This is a genomic window from Filimonas lacunae (assembly GCF_002355595.1).
Classification (GTDB): domain Bacteria; phylum Bacteroidota; class Bacteroidia; order Chitinophagales; family Chitinophagaceae; genus Filimonas; species Filimonas lacunae.
In genome coordinates this window covers 1,492,005-1,510,464 of sequence record NZ_AP017422.1, presented here as the reverse complement: position 1 = coordinate 1,510,464, position 18,460 = coordinate 1,492,005, and the positions used below count along the sequence as shown (strand labels likewise).

At 45.2% G+C, this 18,460-nt stretch carries 6 protein-coding genes; 2 read left to right on the top strand and 4 right to left on the bottom strand.

All coding sequences use genetic code 11. The features are described from left to right. Positions 1 to 29: 29 nt before the first annotated feature. From FLA_RS06120 to FLA_RS06105, 4 genes are all read right to left on the bottom strand, one after another. On the bottom strand, positions 30 to 14,225 hold the full coding sequence (locus tag FLA_RS06120) for an Ig-like domain-containing protein (protein ID WP_076380129.1): 14,196 nt from the start codon (positions 14,223 to 14,225) through the stop codon (positions 30 to 32). 192 nt (positions 14,226 to 14,417) lie between these two features. Beyond that, positions 14,418 to 14,825: a hypothetical protein gene (locus tag FLA_RS06115; protein WP_076380130.1), complete on the bottom strand. Its 408-nt coding sequence runs from the start codon at positions 14,823 to 14,825 to the stop codon at positions 14,418 to 14,420. Between the two features lie 69 nt (positions 14,826 to 14,894). Beyond that, entirely contained in the window at positions 14,895 to 15,896 is a 1,002-nt protein-coding gene (locus FLA_RS06110; protein ID WP_076380131.1) for an aldo/keto reductase, read from the bottom strand. Between the two features lie 145 nt (positions 15,897 to 16,041). Then, entirely contained in the window at positions 16,042 to 17,199 is a 1,158-nt protein-coding gene (locus FLA_RS06105) for a homogentisate 1,2-dioxygenase (RefSeq protein ID WP_076380132.1), read from the bottom strand. Between the two features lie 185 nt (positions 17,200 to 17,384). Here FLA_RS06105 and FLA_RS06100 point away from each other — a divergent pair, with 185 nt between their 5' ends. Both FLA_RS06100 and FLA_RS06095 read left to right on the top strand, forming a co-directional pair. Further along, on the top strand, positions 17,385 to 17,792 hold the full coding sequence (locus FLA_RS06100) for an NUDIX hydrolase (protein WP_076380133.1): 408 nt from the start codon (positions 17,385 to 17,387) through the stop codon (positions 17,790 to 17,792). A 7-nt stretch (positions 17,793 to 17,799) separates the two neighbouring features. Further along, positions 17,800 to 18,294, top strand: coding sequence for a metallophosphoesterase family protein (locus FLA_RS06095; protein ID WP_076380134.1), 495 nt, complete (start codon positions 17,800 to 17,802; stop codon positions 18,292 to 18,294). Positions 18,295 to 18,460: the final 166 nt, after the last annotated feature.

Below are 18,460 nucleotides of genomic sequence, written 5' to 3'. Positions count from 1 at the left end.
ACTTGGCCTTTGTTGGATGAAAATAATGATTATCTCATCACTTCAATCCAACCGGCTATTGGTTTTTCCTTCAGGCTTTCTCCATCGTTCAGGTAAATCAGGTAATAATAAGTAGCAGCCGGAACATAAGAGCCGTTGTACTTACCATCCCATGGTTCATTATACCCTTTGCTCACGAATAACTTGGTACCCCAACGGTTATACACCTCTACCCTGCTGTTCGGATACTTGCTTAATCCCGGGATATTCCAGTTATCATTAAAGCCGTCACCGTTTGGCGAGAAGGAGTTCGGAATACGGAAGCGCAGCACCGTTACATCCACCGTATCCACCGCCTTACATCCGTAGCTGTTTACAGCAGAAAGGATATAAGAGGTGTTGATTTCAGGACTTACAGTAGGCATCAATGTATTGTAGTTTAACAGTGTATCGCCCGGTAAACTCCAGGTATAGCTGGTATAGTTTCCGGCAATGCTACCGTCTAAACGTGTGTTGGCACCTGCATACATGGTTTTATCCGGACCTGCATTTACACCCGGCATCGGGTACACTTTGAAGGATATAGACTTGGCGTCGGCACAACCTTCGCTCGATGTATACGTATAAGTGATCACGTAAGTACCTGCTGCAATAGTAGGTGTAAATAAACCATCTGCTGTTACACTCGCACCGCTGAACACACCAGAACCCGCAATACCTGTTACTTCATTAGCAGGAATTTTGAATGGTGATACGCTCTGACACACATCTTCCACTGGCGGAACGGCTACAGCCGGACTCTTCTTCACTGCAAATTCTACGCTGTCTTTAATAGCACATCCACTCTTACTTACCACCACATATACTTTCAGGGTAGTGCCTGTTATTGGTTTAATTACCATTTCCTGACCCGTTCCGGTTACACCAGGTCCCTGCCATATATAAGTAGATAACGGCAGGCTGGAGATCGCTTTCACCCATACAGAACCATTTTCACAGGCAATGCTGCTGCGCTGGATAGATACCGATGGATAAGTATTTACCTGAACCGCTACCACTTTGGTGTTAGACAAACAACCATCTTTCTCTGCTACCAGGCTATATTTACCTGTATTGGAAGTGGTTACATTGGTAATAGTAAAGCCTGGCTGGTTGCTGCTGAATCCTGCCGGACCAGTCCATGCATACCTGTCGGCACCTATATCAGAACTGGCAGTCAACACAATGCTCTGTCCAATACACACACTCGTATCACCTGCTACCGTTAAGCCTGGTAATGGCTTCACTACCTGGTTATAGGTTACCGGCACTGATGAACAGTAATCTTTGGTAGCTACCAGTGTATACACGCCGCCTTCGCTCACTTTTGCACCCGCAATAATAAACTCACTGCCGGTAGCTGTTTTACCTGCCGGAGTAGTCCATACAAACGTAGATCCGGTAAGGGTAGAACTACCACTCAGCACCACTTTCGATTCTGCACAGGCAGTGTCGCCGCTGATAGCAGCTACAGGTAAAGGTTTCACCGTCAGCGTTACCGGTTGGGTAAAGCTACAGCTGTTACTTACCAGCGTATAATTATATACTACCTCTATTGGGGCGGTAGTGGTATTGGTTAATGTTTCAGAGATATTACCGTTTCCGCTGGCAGCCACATTAGGCACACCGGCTACTACCGCACGGCTCCAGTTAAAGCTGGTTCCCTGGGTTTCGCTGGTAGCAGTATAGTTAAACGTACCTCCGCTACAAATGCGCTCTGTACCCGCACTGGACAACAATGGAGAAGGATTCACCAGAATCTTGAACGATTTGGCAACACCCTTACAACCATAAGCTACCGGTGTAACAGTCACCACAGACGAATCAGGATGTTCGCCACGGTTAATAGCCGTGAACGAAGAAATAGTACCTGTTCCGCTGGCAGCAAGGCCAATTCTGGTGTTCGTGTTCACCCAGGTATAGCTGGTGCCCGGCACTGAACTTTGTAAAGGCACTTCAGTTGTTACGGTGTTATTACACAATACCTGCGTTCCAATGTCGCCAATTCTGGCAACCGGCACCGTCAGCACACCCGCGTTGGAAGTATCTGTTGGCGCACAGGTACCGCTTACTATACATCTGTAAGCATAACCCGTCATCGCTTCTGTTGCGCCTGCAATGCTATAAGTAGCCGCATTGGCGCCAGAGATGGCAATAAAGCCAAGGCCATCTTTTCTATCCAGCTGCCACAGGTAAGTGATGTTTCCTGATCCGGAAGCAGTAACGCTGAAGGAAGCAGTACCATTTTCACACACAATGGCATCTTTAGGATCGCTGATGATTTTCGGTGCGGCATTTACAGTAAGTACGATAGCGTTAGAGAATACCTCCGCACAATCATTGCTTACCACACACCTGTATTGATAACCGCTCATGTCCAGCGTTACAACAGGCAGTGTGATAGAAGAAGAAGTAGCACCTGCTATATTCACAAAGCCACCGCCCTTGTTATCATTCACCTGCCACTGATATTTAATATTATCACCCGTAGCTACTAAACTAAAGCCGGTAGCACGTCCCTCACAAATGCTGCTTACCCCTTTAGGCTGAGTAGTAATTACAGGCAAGGTTTTTATACCCACATTAGCCGGTTTCGCAGCTACTGCCGCAATTTCACACAAATTCGTTCCTTTCACCGTTACATAGTAAGTAGTAGCAGCAGTAATAGCACCGGTATTATATACCTCGCTGGTGCTACTTTGCAGCGGCTGGCCGCCTGGTTGCAAATACCAGGTATAAACAGGGTTTTGTACACCTGTGCTGGTAGCCGTTAATGCCGCGCTGGTGCCGCTACATACCGTAGTATCTTTTACAGCTATGTTTGCGCTGGTCGCATATTCTTTTACCACCACCTGGGCAACACCGCCTCTATTCGCTTCATTGAAACAAAGCTGATCGTTACTTACACTTACATAGTAAGTAGCATTGGCCGTAAGCACAGGAGTAGTATAAGTAGCGCCCTCAGCCAACAGGTTGGTTAAGGCTGCATTGCTGTACCACTTAAAGGCAGCCCCTGGTAAGTTGCTCTTAGCGGTAAGGGTAGCGCTGCTTCCGGTACAGATGCTGTCTGGCGCAACACTTACGTTGGCAGCAGTAGCATAATCGTTCACTTTCACAATAGCTGTAACTCCCGTATTCGCTTTGTTATTACACTTGTCAATATTGCTTACACTTACATAATAGATAGCGTGCGTAGCCAGTGCAGGGGTTGTAAAGCTTGCCCCTGTACCAACCGCATTGGTCAGTGCTGCATCTGTATACCAGGTAAACGTTGGATTAGCCAGGCTGCTCGATGCCGTTAACGTAGCAGTAGCACCCTTACAGGTAGTATCCGTTACTACCTTCAGGTCTGCACCGGTAGCGTAGCTGTTCACCCTTACATCCACTACTGTAGCAGCATTGGCCTGGTTATTACACTTATCAACGTTACTTACGCTAACATAGTAAGTAGTGTTAGCCGTTAAGGCCGGAGTTACATAGGTAACCCCCACTCCCACCTGGTTAGTCAGTGCTGCGTTGCTGTACCATTTAATAGTAGCAGCAGGCAGGCTGGTAGCAGCCGTTAAAGTAGCCGTATTACCTGTACAAATAGTATCCGGTAAAGCATTTACATCAGCTGTGGTAGCATATTCTTTCACTTTCACCGTAACTGCTGTTCCGGTATTAGGCAGGTTATTACATTTATCCACGTTGCGCACACTTACATAATAAGTAGTGCCCGCAGTAAGCACAGGTGTGGTATAGGTAACACCCGTAGCTACAGAATCAGTCAGTGCAGCATTGCTGTACCAGGTAAAGGTGGGGTTGCCCAGGCTGCTGCTGGCTTTCACCGTAGCAGTACTTCCTGTACAAATGGTATCAGCCAGGGCACTTACATCAGCGCCGGTAGCATATTCATTCACCTTCACCACAACTGGTTTACCTGTATTGGCCAGGTTGTTACACTTATCCAGGTTTTTAACACTTACATAGTAGGTGGTACCGGCAGCTAACACAGGAGTGTTATAAACTGGTCCCGCACCTACAGAGTCTGTCAGGGCAGCATTGCCATACCAGGTAAACACCGGTGCAGCCAGTGTGCTGCTGGCAATTAAAGTAGCCGCACTTCCTGTACAAACCGTATCTGCAACTACTGCAATATCAGCAGCAGTAGCAAATTCATTCACTTTTACAACAACCGATGCTCCACTATTGGCCAGGTTTTTACATTTATCAACATTGCTTACACTTACATAATAAGTAGTGTTGCTGGCAAGTACAGGCGTGGTATAAGTGGCACCGGTACCCACTACATTGGTTAAGGCAGCGTTACTGTACCAGGTAAAGGCAGGGTTGGCCAGGTTGCTGGTAGCTGTTAACACAGCAGCAGCGCCTTTACAAACCGTATCAGCAGCCACCGTAATATCGGCAGCAACCGCATATTCATTCACTTTTACCACAGCAACAGCACCGGCATTAGCCAGGTTATTACACTTATCAGCATTGCCTACACTTACATAGTAAGTGGTTTCATTACTCAGTACAGGAGTTACATAAGTAGCACCAGTACCCACCGAATCAGTTAGTGCAGCATTGCTGTACCATTTAAAGATGGGACTTGTCAAACTGCTTGAAGCAGTAAGTGTAGCCTGCGTATTCTTACAAACCGTATCTGTAACCACACTTACATCAGCAGTAGTAGCAAATTCTTTCACTTTTACTGCAACAGCAGTTCCGGCATTGGCCAGGTTGTTACACCTGTCAATATTACTTACACTTACATAGTAAGTAGTACCTGCTGTTAATACAGGCGTAGTATAGGTAGCGCCGGTGGTAATAGAATCGGTTAAAGCAGCATCCCTGTACCAGGTAAAGGTTGGGTTGGCAAGGTTACTGGTAGCTTTTACAATAGCCTGGCTACCGGTACAAATATCCGCTGCACTCGCGCTTACATTTGCGCTGGTAGCATATTCGTTCACCTTTACCAGTACCACTTTTCCTGTATTAGCCAGGTTGCGGCACTTATCGTAATTACTTACACCTATATAATAAACAGTGCCAGCCGTTAATACCGGTGTGGTGTAAGTAGCACCGGTACCTACAGAATCGGTTAATCCTGCATTAGTATACCAGGTAAACACAGCCGCATCCAGTGCACTGCTGGCCGTAAGCGTAGCAGTAGTACCTTTACAGATCGTATCATTGGCCGCTACTACATCCACTGCCACCGCATAAGTATTCACCTTCACCGCAACAGCCAGTGCTGTATTAGGCAGGTTATTACATTTATCCGCATTATTCACACTTACATAATAAGTAGTTCCTGCAGTAAGTACCGGAGTAATATAAGTAGCACCGGTAAACACTCTGTTGCTTAAAGCTGCATCGGTATACCAGTTAAAACTGGCATTAGCCAGGCTGCTGGTAGCCGTAAGCGTAGCCTTGCTGCCGGTACAGATAGTATCTGGCAGGGCAGTTACATCAGTCGCCGTGGCATACTCCTTCACTTTTACCGTTACCGGAGTGCCTGCATTGGCCTGATTATTACATTTATCCACGTTGCGCACACTTACATAATAAGTGATGCCGGCAGAAAGTACAGGGCTGGTATAAGTAGCACCCGTACCAATAGAATCAGATAAAGCAGCATCGCTGTACCAGGTAAAAGCAGGATTGGCAAGGCTGCTGGTAGCTTTCACTACCGCCTGGCTTCCTGTACAAATATCTGCAGCGGTAGCATTTACATCAGCCGAAGTAGCATATTCATTCACCTTTACCACTACCGGCTTACCGGTGTTGGCCAGGTTATTACATCTGTCAATATTACTTACACTTACATAATAAGTAGTACCTGCGGTAAGCACAGGAGAATTGTAAGTAGCACCGCTGGCAACCGAATCGGTTAAAGCAGCATTACTGTACCAGGTAAAGGTTGGGTTAACCAGCGTACTGTTAGCAGATAAAACAGCAGATGAGCCTGTACAAACAGTATCTGTTGTTACGGTGATGTTAGCCGCAGTAGCATAGGCATTCACCTTTACTATTACCGGAGTAGCTTTAGTGGCCTGGTTATTACATTTATCCGCATTGCTTACACTTACATAATAAATAGCATCACTGGTAAGTGCAGGTGTTACAAAAACAGCACCGGTTTCCACAGAATCGGCTAAGCCGGCACTCTTATACCACTTAAACGTTGGAGCATCTAAACTGCTGCTGGCAGTAAGCGTAGCAGCGCTACCCGTACAAACCGTGTCAGTAACAGCCGTTACATCTGCCGAAGTAGCATAAGGTTTCACCTTCACTTCCGCAACAGCACCCGCATTCGCCTCATTCTTACACTTATCTGCGTTGCTTACACTTACATAGTAGTTTTTGCTGGTAGTAAGCACAGGTGTTGTATAAGTAGCACCAATACCCACCGAATCGGTTAAAGCTGCGTTGGTATACCATTTAAAAGTAGGAGCAGATAAACTGCTGGTAGCTCTCAGCACAGTAGCAGAACCCGTACAAATAGCTGCACTGGTTACCGTTACATCTGCCGCAGTAGCATACTCTTTTACTTTTACAGTTACTACACCTCCCGTATTAGCCAGGTTGCTACACTTGTTCACATTGCGCACACTCACATAGTAAGCAGTACCTGCGGTTAACACAGACGTAGTATAAGAGGCACCCGTTCCCACAGAATCGGTTAAAGCTGCATCGGTGTACCACGTAAATGCAGCACCGGCTAAAGCACTGGTAGCCTTTAACACAGCTGTGCTGCCAGTACAAATATCACTGGCGGTAGCCACAACATCTGTAGCAGTAGCATATGGGTTTACTTTTACAACTACCGGCGTGCCTGTATTAGCCAGGTTATAACATTTATCAGCATTGCTTACACTTACATAATAAGTAGTGTTGCCGGTAAGTGCAGGAGTACTATAGGTAGCACCGGTTCCGATAGAATCCGTTAACGCAGCATTGCTGTACCAGGTAAACATTGCCGAAGACAGGCTGCTGGCAGCACTTACCACCGCTGTACTACCTGTACAAACGGTATCAGGTGTAGTAATAGCATCGGCCGCAGTAGCGTAAGGTTTTACCTTCACAGTTACTACTGCACCTGTATTGGCCAGATTACTACACTTATCAGCATTGCTTACACTTACATAATAAGTAGTATTCACGTTCAGCGCAGAAGTAACATACGTATCACCAATTCCTACCTGAACTGTCATGGTGGCATTACTGAACCATTTAAAGCTGGCGCCCGCTAAACTGCTGGTAGCAGTAAGTTTAGCAATGGTGCCTTTACAAATATCCTCAGCCGTAGCAGTAATATCGGCAGCAGTAGCATACTTTTTCACTTTAACAGTTACAGCAGCTCCGTTACCGGCCTGGTTGCTACATACGCTGGTATTGCTTACACTTACATAATAAGTACTGTCTGCATTCAGCACGTTGGTGATATACTTCGCCCCTACTCCTACCGAATCGGTTAAAGCAGCATCGCGATACCACTTAAATGTTACACCCGTTAAATTGCTGGTAGCAGTGATAGCAGCTTTTGTGCCTTCACAAACTTCAACAGGTGCAATAGAGATATTGGCTGGAGTAGCATATTCTTTTACGGTTACCGTTACCGCTCTGCCGGTATTAGCCAGGTTGTTACATTTATCAACGTTGGTCACACTTACATAATAAGTGGTATTGGCAGTTAACGCGGAAGTAGTATAAGTAGCACCGGTTCCGATAGAATCCGTTAATGCAGCATTACGATACCAGGTAAAGGTTGGATTGGCCAGGGTGCTTTTTGCAGTAATCAGTGCATTGCTTCCTGTACAAATATCCGCCACTGTAGCAGTTACATCCGCAGCAATAGCAAAACTGTTTACTTTTACCTGTACCGCCTTACCATTGCCGGATAAATTAGCACACTTATCTGCGTTGCTTACACCTACATAATAGGTAGTAGTAGCAGTAAGACCCGAAACCGTAAAGGTTTCACCAACACCAACAGAATCGGTCAAGGTTGCGCTCTTATACCATTTAATAAGCGGAGAATTCAGTGAACTGCTGGCAGAAAGCACCGCAGTACCACCGGAACAAATAGTATCAGGTATAGCAGTAATATCACCTGCCACCGCATAATCTTTCACTTTCACAGTTACAGCAGTACCATTATTGGCCAGGTTGGCACACTTCTCGGCACCGCTTACACTTACATAATAAGTAGTGTTGCCAGATAATACAGGAGTAGTATAAGTAGCATTTGTAGCCACCAGGGTGGTTAAGGCTGCATTGCTGTACCATTTGTAAACTGCATTGGTAAGTGTGCTGCTGGCAGATAACACAGCAGTAGTATTCTTACAAATTTCTGCCGGGTTGGCTGTAATATCAGCAGCAGTTGCATAAGGTAACACCTTAGCCACTGCCACCGCACCTGTATTGGCAAGGTTGCCACAGGTATTGGCATTGCTTACACTTATATAATAGGTACTGTCACCCTTCAGCACAGGAGTAACAAAGCTGGCACCTGTTCCTACTGAATCCGTTAAAGCAGCATCACGGTACCACTTGATAGTAGCACTGCTCAGGTTACTGCTGGCAGATAAAGTAGCTTTTGTGTCCATACAAACCGTTGCACCGGTAGCTGTAATGTTAGCAGCGGTAGCATATGGTTTTACTTTTACGGTTACTAAAGCACCGGCATTGGCTTTATTATCACACTTGGCAGTACTGCTCACTTTTACATAATAGGTCTGTGCAGCAGTTAAAGCGGCAGTAGTATAAGTAGCACCGGTTCCAATAGAATCGGTTAAAGCTGCATTGGAATACCAGGTAAACACTGGTGAAGCCAGTGAACTTTTCGCACTTAATACCGAAGCATTTCCGGAACACACATCAGTAGCGGTAGCAGTAATATCTGCCGCTACTGCATAATCTTTGGTAATCACCGTTACCGTAGCTGCTGCACCACTTTTGTTACTACATACATCCGCATTGCTTACGGTAACATAATAGGTGGTATTGGCCGATAAAGCCGGAGTAGTAACAGTAGCACCGGTACCTAACAGGCTGGTAAGCGTTGCATTGGTATACCAGTTAAATATAGGATTATCAAGCGTGCTGCTGGCATTCAGCGTAGCACTGGTTCCCTTACAAATATCAGCAGCTGTGGCAGTAATATCCGCCGCAGTAGCATAGCGTTTTACAATAACATCTACCGCTTTGCCTGTGCTGGTTACGTTCGCACACATTTCCGTACCACTTACGGTTACATAATAAGTACGGTTAGCGGTTAAAGCAGCAGTAGTATAGCTTGCTCCGGTGTACAATAAACTGGCAGTAGATAAAGAAGCATCACTATACCACTTGTAAACAGGTGACGTAAGTGTGCTGGCGGCAGTTAAAGTTGCCGTGCTGCCCGAACAGATGCTGGCTCCCGAAGCGGTAATATCCGCAGCAGTAGCAAATGGTTTTATAGTAACAACAACAGAATCGGCAGCACCTGGCTGGTTACTACATTTAGCGCTGCTGCTTACTGTTACATAATAAGTAGTATTAGCAGTTAAAGCAGGAGTAGTATAACTGGTTCCGGTTGCCACCTGGTTGGTTAAAGCAGCATCGGTGTACCATTTAAAGGTGGCACCGGTAAGTGTTGAACTACTTACAGTTAAGGCCGCAGTAGTACCGGAACAAATGCTGGCATTGGTGGTATTAATGTCTGCCGTAGTTGCATAAGGTTTTACAGTTACCGTAGCAGATGCACCGGCATTGGCCTGGTTGGCACATTTGGCCGAATTACTTACACTTACGTAATAAGTAGTATTGGCTGTTAAACCAGGAGTAGTATAAGTGGCGCCGGTTCCGATAGAATCGGTTAAAGCTGCATTACTGTACCATTTAAACACAGCACCCGACAGGCTGCTGGTGGCAGTTACAGTAGAAGCATCACCTGTACAAACAGCTGGTGCCGAAGCACTTACATCGGCAGTAGTTGCATAGTCTTTTACCTTCACCGTAACAGAAGCACCAGTATTGGTTTTATTCGCACATACATCTGTTCCGCTAACACTTACATAATAAGTAGTATTGGCGCTGATGGCTGCAGGTGTAAAAGGAGATCCTGTACCCAGGAAAGTAGTCAACGCTGCATTGCTATACCAGTTAAACACAGCACCGGTTACAGAACTGGTTGCGGTAAGTGTAGGAGCAGTGCTCTTACAAATATCAGCAGCAGCAGCCGTAATATCAGCTGCTGTAGCATAACGCTTTACAGTAACCGTAACAGGCTTACCTGTATTTGCCGCGTTGGCACAGGTAGCCGTATTACTTACCGTTACATAATAAGTTTTATCTGCCGTTAAAGCAGCCGTGCCATAAGTTGCGCCGGTATATAGTAAACTGGCTGTAGATAAAGAAGCATCACTGTACCACCTGAAAACCGGTGAAGCCATTGTGCTGCTGGCGGTTAAAGCGGCCGTACTGCCAGAACAAATGCTGGCGCCGGAAGCCGTTATATCCCCATCGGTAGCCACTGGCTTGATGGTAACCACCACAGAATCGGCAGCGCCGGGCTGGTTACTACATTTAGCACTGCTGCTCACCGTTACATAATAAGTGGTATTGGCTGTTAAAGCAGGAGTAGTATAACTGGTGCCCGTTGCCACCTGGTTGGTTAAAGCAGCATCGGTGTACCACTTAAACGTGGCGCCTGTAAGCGTTGAGCTGCTTACAGTTAAAGCAGCAGCAGTTGCACCAGGACAGATGCTGGCATTGGTGGTATTAATATCAGCGGCAGTTGCATAAGGCTTTACAGTTACCGTTGCAGATGCACCGGCATTGGCCTGATTGGCGCACTTAGCCGAATTGCTTACACTTACATAATAAGTAGTGTTGGCTGTTAAAGCAGGAGTGGTATAAGTGGTGCCGGTTGCAATAGAATCGGTTAAGGCAGCGTTGCTATACCATTTAATCACAGCGCCCGACAGGCTGCTGGTGGCAGTTATGGTAGACGCATCGCCCGAACAAACAGCTGGTGCCGAAGCACTTACATCGGCAGTGGTGGCATAATCCTTCACTTTCACCGTAACAGAAGCACCGGTATTGGTTTTATTGGCGCACACATCTGTTCCACTAACACTTACATAATAAGTGGTATTGGCACTGATGGCAGCAGGAGAAAAAGGCGATCCGGTACCCAGGAAAGTAGTCAACGCTGCATTGCTATACCAGTTAAACACCGCTCCGGTAACAGAACTGGTTGCAGTAAGCACAGGTGCAGTGCCCTTACAAATATCTTCCGCAGTAGCGGTGATATCGGCTGCAGTGGCATAACGTTTTACAGTAACCGCTACCGCTTTACCCGTATTGGCCGCGTTGGCACAGGTAGCTGTATTGCTTACGGTTACATAATAAGTTTTATCAGCCGACAAAGCAGCTGTTGTATAAGAAGCACCAGTTGCTAAAAACGTAGCAAGACTGGCATCGCTATACCAGTTAAAAACAGGAGAAGCCAACGAACTGCTGGCTGTTAAGGTAGCTGTAGAATTCACACACACTTTAGCATCTCCGGCATTAATATCTGCAGCGGTTGCGTAAGGTTTCACAGTCACTACTACAGAATCTCCGGCACCGGCCTGATTACTACACTTCAAGCTATTACTTACGGTTACATAATAAGTAGTAGTAGCCGTTAAAGCAGTAGCTGTATAAGAAGTGCCTGTTCCAATAGAATCAGTCAGTCCTTTATCCCTGTACCATTTAAACACAGGAGAGGTTAAAGCGCTGCTCACCGATAAAGTGGCCGAAGCTCCGGAACAAATGCTGGTGTTGGTGGTAGTGATATCCGCCTCAGTAGCAAACTGTTTCACTTTTGCAACTACACTGCCGCCGGCATTAGCTTTGTTGGCACACTTATCTGCATTACTTACACTTATATAATAGGTAGTATTCGCATTTAAGGCCGGGGTGTTATAAGAAGCGCCCGTTGCCAGTAAGTTGGTTAAAGCCGCGTCACTATACCATTGAAAAGTAGGATTGGCCAGCGAACTGGTTGCCTTTAAAGTGGCACTACTTCCAATACACACATCAGCCGCTGTTGCAGACACATCCGCAGCAGTGGCATTTGTTTTTTCCACCACTTTCACCGGCATAGGAGTAGAAGTACATCCATTGGCATTGGTACCTATAATATAATAAGTGCCAACTGGTGCAGCTGTAGGAGTGGCATATTGTACACCCGATGTAGGATCAGTGTAATAACCGAAAGTGATACCCGCCGTGCTTCCTGCTACAATAGCAGGTTTGGTGATATCTACTTTTTCACCCACACACACAGCAGCCGGATTAGTAATTACTACTGTAGGCGTATCATTAATAGTAACCCTTACAGAGTCTATATTAGATAAACATCCCGCAGCGCTTTTGCCCTGGATATAATACCAGCCGCTTACGGCAATTTTTTTAGGATTGGCTACAGTGGTAGTGGCAGTGCGGTTGGTATAATAATAAAGCGTCATACCAGCAGTGCTACCTGCGGTAATGCTGTCGGCTGTGATATTCACCGTGCTGGGCACACACACAGGTTTAGGTGTAGCCGCCACTTTTAGTTTAGGAGTAGGATGCACCACAATAGTAAACTGGCGTGGTATACCATCACAATCATTGGCCCGGGGAACCACCGACACGTGTGCATACTGAATAGTATCTGTTGGGTTTACCGCGTAAAACGAAGGTATATTACCTGTTCCGCCAGCTGCTAACCCAATACTGGTATTATCATTGGCCCATTCAAACACACTATTATTTACCGTACTGGTAAATTTCAGATCACCGGTATAGGTTCCGTTACAAAACACCGTATCGTTAGGCGGCGTAACCGTTGGCGAAATAGCGTAGTTTGAGAAATAACCATAGCTACCTCCCACCCCGCTTTTACCATATATAATACCAGCGTGGAATTTTACATTCAGACTACTGGTGATTTTACCAAATGATCCGTTAGGATAAATGGCAGTACTTAAAGGCACACGCGCATACTTCCAGGCAGTGGTTCCGGTAATGCTGGCAAAATTAGAAGCAGCAATAGCAGTAGTACCTGCTGTAGTGGTAATAGAAAAACTGGATTCAATGCCCGGACTCACCGGCACTAACAACATCAGGTAACAATCATAGGTACCTGGCCTTACAATACCCACCACTTTTGAACCTATACACGCACCCAAAGGCGGCAACACGGCATAACTCAATTCACAACCAATACCTGATACGTGCATAACAGATACCGCTTTGTCGGACTTAATATATACAGGCGCACCACTAAAGGCGTACTCTTCAGATTGTCCTTTATTCAGAGTTTTCCAAACAGTAGTGCTACCATTTAAATACACCTTTGTATTATCTTCTGTAGCCATTACGCATATACGATCGTAAGGCGATTCGTCAATATAACCATGCACAGCTGCATACTCTGTTCCAAAAATGGTTACAGGCACCAGCTGGTCCCCTCCCGCATCACTACAACCTCCCAGGTTCACAAAGTCATCCACCACTGTTACCGCAATGGGTTTGTTAGAAACAACTGTACTGCTGCCAAGGTGGTCATCTACCGTTTGGCCCGATGCCCGGCAACAATAAGTTTGTCCTTTATTCAAAGTAACATTGAAAGCAACGTTAGCCGCATGCCCGTCAATAGCACGTGATGGCGTAATGGTTACTACGGTATTGTCTTCCGTTGCTACGATATCAAAAGCATTATAGGCTTTACGCGTACCATTGTCGGCCGTGTTGTTAAAACGCCATCGCTGACCAGGTATATAAAAAGCGGTACCCAATGAGTTCACCCCCTTTAACGCGTAAATCTCCGGATTTCGTTCCGAAGACTCATCGTAATAAGCGGTGATCATCTGGGAGGCTTCAATTTTAATACCCCGGTTTAAAATAGTGTTCGAAGCACTATCCACCAACATCGACTTAAAGTCGGTAAGGCGTATACTGCTTACACTACCAGCGGCTATCGTAGCGGTTATCGGTGTAAACGCAGGGTTAGCAGGACAATATACTTTTATTGTCGCAGCAATTCCTACCGGCATTACACGTATATATATCGGCGTATCGCGTCGATCGCCTCCTATAACGTGTGGAGCTGCAAACCAGAATGCTGTGTCAGTTTGCGCCTCCGCTGGTAAAAAATTCGATAACACAAACAGCAATAATAAAACTACTCTTGTGCGCATAGGTTTTTCTCAAGGATTGTGGTAAGGGGATTTATATATCGGGTCGAAGATAGAGGGCGAAAGATGAAAAAGCAAATAAAATGTGAAATATATTTATATTAAAAACTTTATATACCTTAAATAAAAACAGGATACAAACGACATAGCCTAAGCCATGTAGCTTGTATCCTGCATGCAAGATAGACTACATTATTAAACCATCACTTCCCTTGTTAAAGGGATCTTAGTCATCTGTAAATAATGATTTTGAAGCTGGTGAACATAATGCACATCAGGGTGTGTGCGCTGATCTTCGCGATACCAGATTTCCAACGCAGAAAACTGGTCGGGAGCCGGTATCCACAACCGAAACGATCCCTTTTTATATTTTACAGAGCCGTTAGACTGTACTTCTTTGGTAAAGTTAAGCCACGATAAACTTTCATCAGTAATGGAAATAGGATGAACGTGTTCAGGAGCATACCAGAATTCCTGCACATCTGTTTCTACCCCCACCAACCGGGCCGAATGGTCCAGTCCGGTAACTTCTCCCATACGTCTTTGTCCTTCATATTCGGCAATTACAAAATCGCCTGGTTGCATTTCGTTAAACTTGATCATATAGCATTGTTTTTATTGTACAGTAATTTACTGAATTCTGTACAATATTCCTGCCATACGCCCGCAGGCCTAGGAAGGTTTAACAAGCTCCAGTTGGGCCAAACGGTCGTTGATAAACATAATTTCTTCCGGTTTTAACACCACTTCCGCAGCTTTGGCGTTTTGAATGGCTTGTTCGGCATTCCTGGCCCCCACTAACGCCACGGTAATACCAGGTTGTTGAATGGTCCAGGCTATTACCAGCTGTGCCAGGGTAGCGCCCTTGCTTTCGGCCAGCGGTTTTATACCAGATAAAAAAGCATTGATACGGGAAATATTTTCATCAGTATAAAAACGATTGCCCGCACGGGTGTCGCCATCGTTAAACACATGCCCCGGTTTTATTTTACCGGTGAGCAAACCACGTTGTAAAGGACTGTAAGCAATAATCGCTTTATTATGTTGCCGGGTATACGGCACCAGTTCTTTTTCAATATCCCGCAGCACCATACTATAAGGCACCTGGTTAGCAGCCAGCGATACTACTTTTTCTGCTGCCTTCATTTCATCGGCTGTATAGTTACACACGCCGCCCGCTTTTATTTTACCCTGCTGCTGCAACAGTGCAATAGCTTCCATGGTTTCTTCTATCGGCGTGGTTTTGTCCGACCAGTGAATCTGGAACAGATCAATATAATCAGTACCTAAACGGCGCAAACAGTTTTCACATTCCTCTATTACACTTTCTTTACCGGCATAGCGGTACATATCAATAGGATTACCCGCATTATCTGTGCTGTTAAAAAAGAATTCCCCTTTCTTCACATCCCAGCGTAACCCGTATTTGGTTAATATCTGTACCTTATCACGGGGTATTTGCTGCAAAGCTTCCCCTATAATTTCTTCACTTAACCCCTGCCCGTAAGCAGGTGCCGTGTCAAAAGAAGTAACACCATTATCATATGAAGCCAGAATAGCTTCCAAAGCATCCTTTCTCTCCGCTCCTCCCCACATCCAGCCACCAATAGCCCATGCACCAAACGTAATAGCACTTACTTTCACATCACTTGTTCCCAGTATCCTGTATTCCATAACTATTGATTTTATTACATAACTAATTCAGCCAGTGCAATAAACAAAATATCCTGCACATAACCATGTGCAGGACATTCTATCATTCACTAATAATATGCTGGTTTCTGATTAAAAACTTTCAACTAATAGCTTCCAACTGTCGTTAATCCATCCAACTCATCGTATAGCCTTCATTTTCTATTGCCAGTGCCTGAACGGTCAGTTGCAGCGGATGAAAAGTATCGATCATTACCGCCAGTTCGCGGGTTTCTTTAGCGCCGATGCTCTTTTCCACCGTACCTGGGTGCGGACCATGCGGTATGCCCCCAGGATGTAACGTTATCATACCTTTGGTAACATGCTTCCGGCTCATAAAATCGCCATCCACATAATACAACACCTCATCACTATCTATATTACTATGGTTATAAGGCGCAGGAATACTCTGCGGATGATAATCATATAACCGTGGTACAAAACTGCACACTACAAAATTATGCGCTTCAAAAGTCTGATGCACCGGTGGTGGCTGATGTACACGGCCTGTAATAGGTTCAAAATCATGAATACTGAAGGCAAAAGGATAACAGCATCCATCCCAGCCTATTACATCAAAAGGATGATAAGCATAATGGATATGATACATCCTTCCTTTTTTCTTTGTCTTAATCACATAATCGCCTTTTAAGTCGTTGGTAAGCAAATGTTGCGGCGCACGTATATCGCGCTCGCAATAAGGCGAATGCTCCAGCAACTGACCATTTTTGCTCTTATATCTGTCAGGAAAACGGATGGGACTAAAACTTTCTACAATCAGCAACCGGTTATTGATGTTATTAAACTCCAGTTGATAAATAGTGCCGCGTGGAATAACCAGATAATCGCCATATTCAAAAGGAATCACTCCATACTGCGTTAACAACTGCCCGCTGCCTTCATGCACAAATAGCATTTCATCGGCATCGGCATTCTTATAAAAATACTTCGATAAACTTTGCGTAGGCGCTGCCAGTGAAATATGACAGTCGTTGTTTACCAGCACTGGCACCCTGCTTTTTAAATAATCGGTTTGAGGAGCTATTTTAAACCCCTCAAAACTCCGGTGCTTCAACATCTTTTCCTCAGCAATCTGCGGCATTACATCATAAGGCTCTTCTGTTTCTATAATGGCAGTAGGTGGATGACAATGGTATAATAAAGAATAATCGCTGCTGAACCCTTCGGTACTAAATAATTGTTCAGCATATAAAGAACCGTCCGGACGACGGAACTGGGTATGACGTTTATGGGGAATAGCTCCCAGCTTGTGATAATAAGGCATAGCAAAACAGGTTTGAAATAATAAAAAATAACCAACACTAAACAGAAGCAGAGAAATGGGAAAGCGCAAGCGTCACAAGCAGAAAAAAATATTTCCATCTGCGCTTATCAATCCAGTAGGTAAAATTCCGGAAGAATGGCATAAACTTGCAATCGTTCCGCTAAAGATACAATATTTGCACTATTATGAGCAAAATGATTCAATGTGCAGGGCTAATTGTAGTAAAGGAAAGAAAGCTGCTGCTCGCTTTCAGTAACAACAAACAGGCATGGTACCTGCCCGGAGGAAAAATAGATGCAGGAGAAACGGCAGTGGCAGGTATGCAACGCGAAATACAGGAAGAACTGAATATCCATATTCCCGAAAATGAGCTTATCTCCTACTACCATATTACTGCTCCGGCTTTTGGCGAACAGGATGTTACCATGCAGCAACAATGCTTTCTGCACCACCTGAGCCAAACACCAAAACCTGCTGCCGAAATTGGCGACTTACGTTATTTTACCTTAAACGATTATCAACAACAACAGCATCAGGTGGTAGGTGTATTGATGGCATTTGAAAAATTACAACAGGATAAACTGGTAGATTAAATCAGCTATGACACGTATAGGATTAATTTCAGACACACATGATTTCCTGGATCAGGCGGTATTCAGGCACTTTGCCCACTGCGATGAAATATGGCATGCAGGGGATTTTGGTACAGCTGCCATACCCGAAGCATTAAAAGCATTTAAACCGCTGAAAGGTGTTTACGGTAATATTGACGGAGCGGATATTGACAAAAAAGCATTTCCCGAAAAACTCATTTTTACCTGCGAACAGGTGAAGGTATATATGCAGCACATTGGCGGCTACCCTGGCAAATATGCACCCGGTGTAAAAGACACTATTCTGCAACAACAACCCAACTTATTCATCAGCGGCCATTCGCACATTTTAAAAATCATGTTCGATCCTAAGCTGCAATGCCTGCACATGAATCCCGGGGCAGCTGGTAAACAAGGCTGGCAAAAAGTGCGCACCCTTATCCGTTTTGCCATCGACGGAAAAGAAATCAAAAATTGTGAAGTAATTGAACTGGAAGATTAAATAACCAACCCGGGCTGTAAACAATCCATCCAATAGCTGGTTCAGTTTTCAGGGGAATGTTAACAGCCCTCACAGTTGGCCTTCTAAGCGTTTAGGGGAAGGGGGCTTTACACAGTCACAAATAAACGTCATTTGTACAAGTAAGACAACCCGTTAAAACACGGTA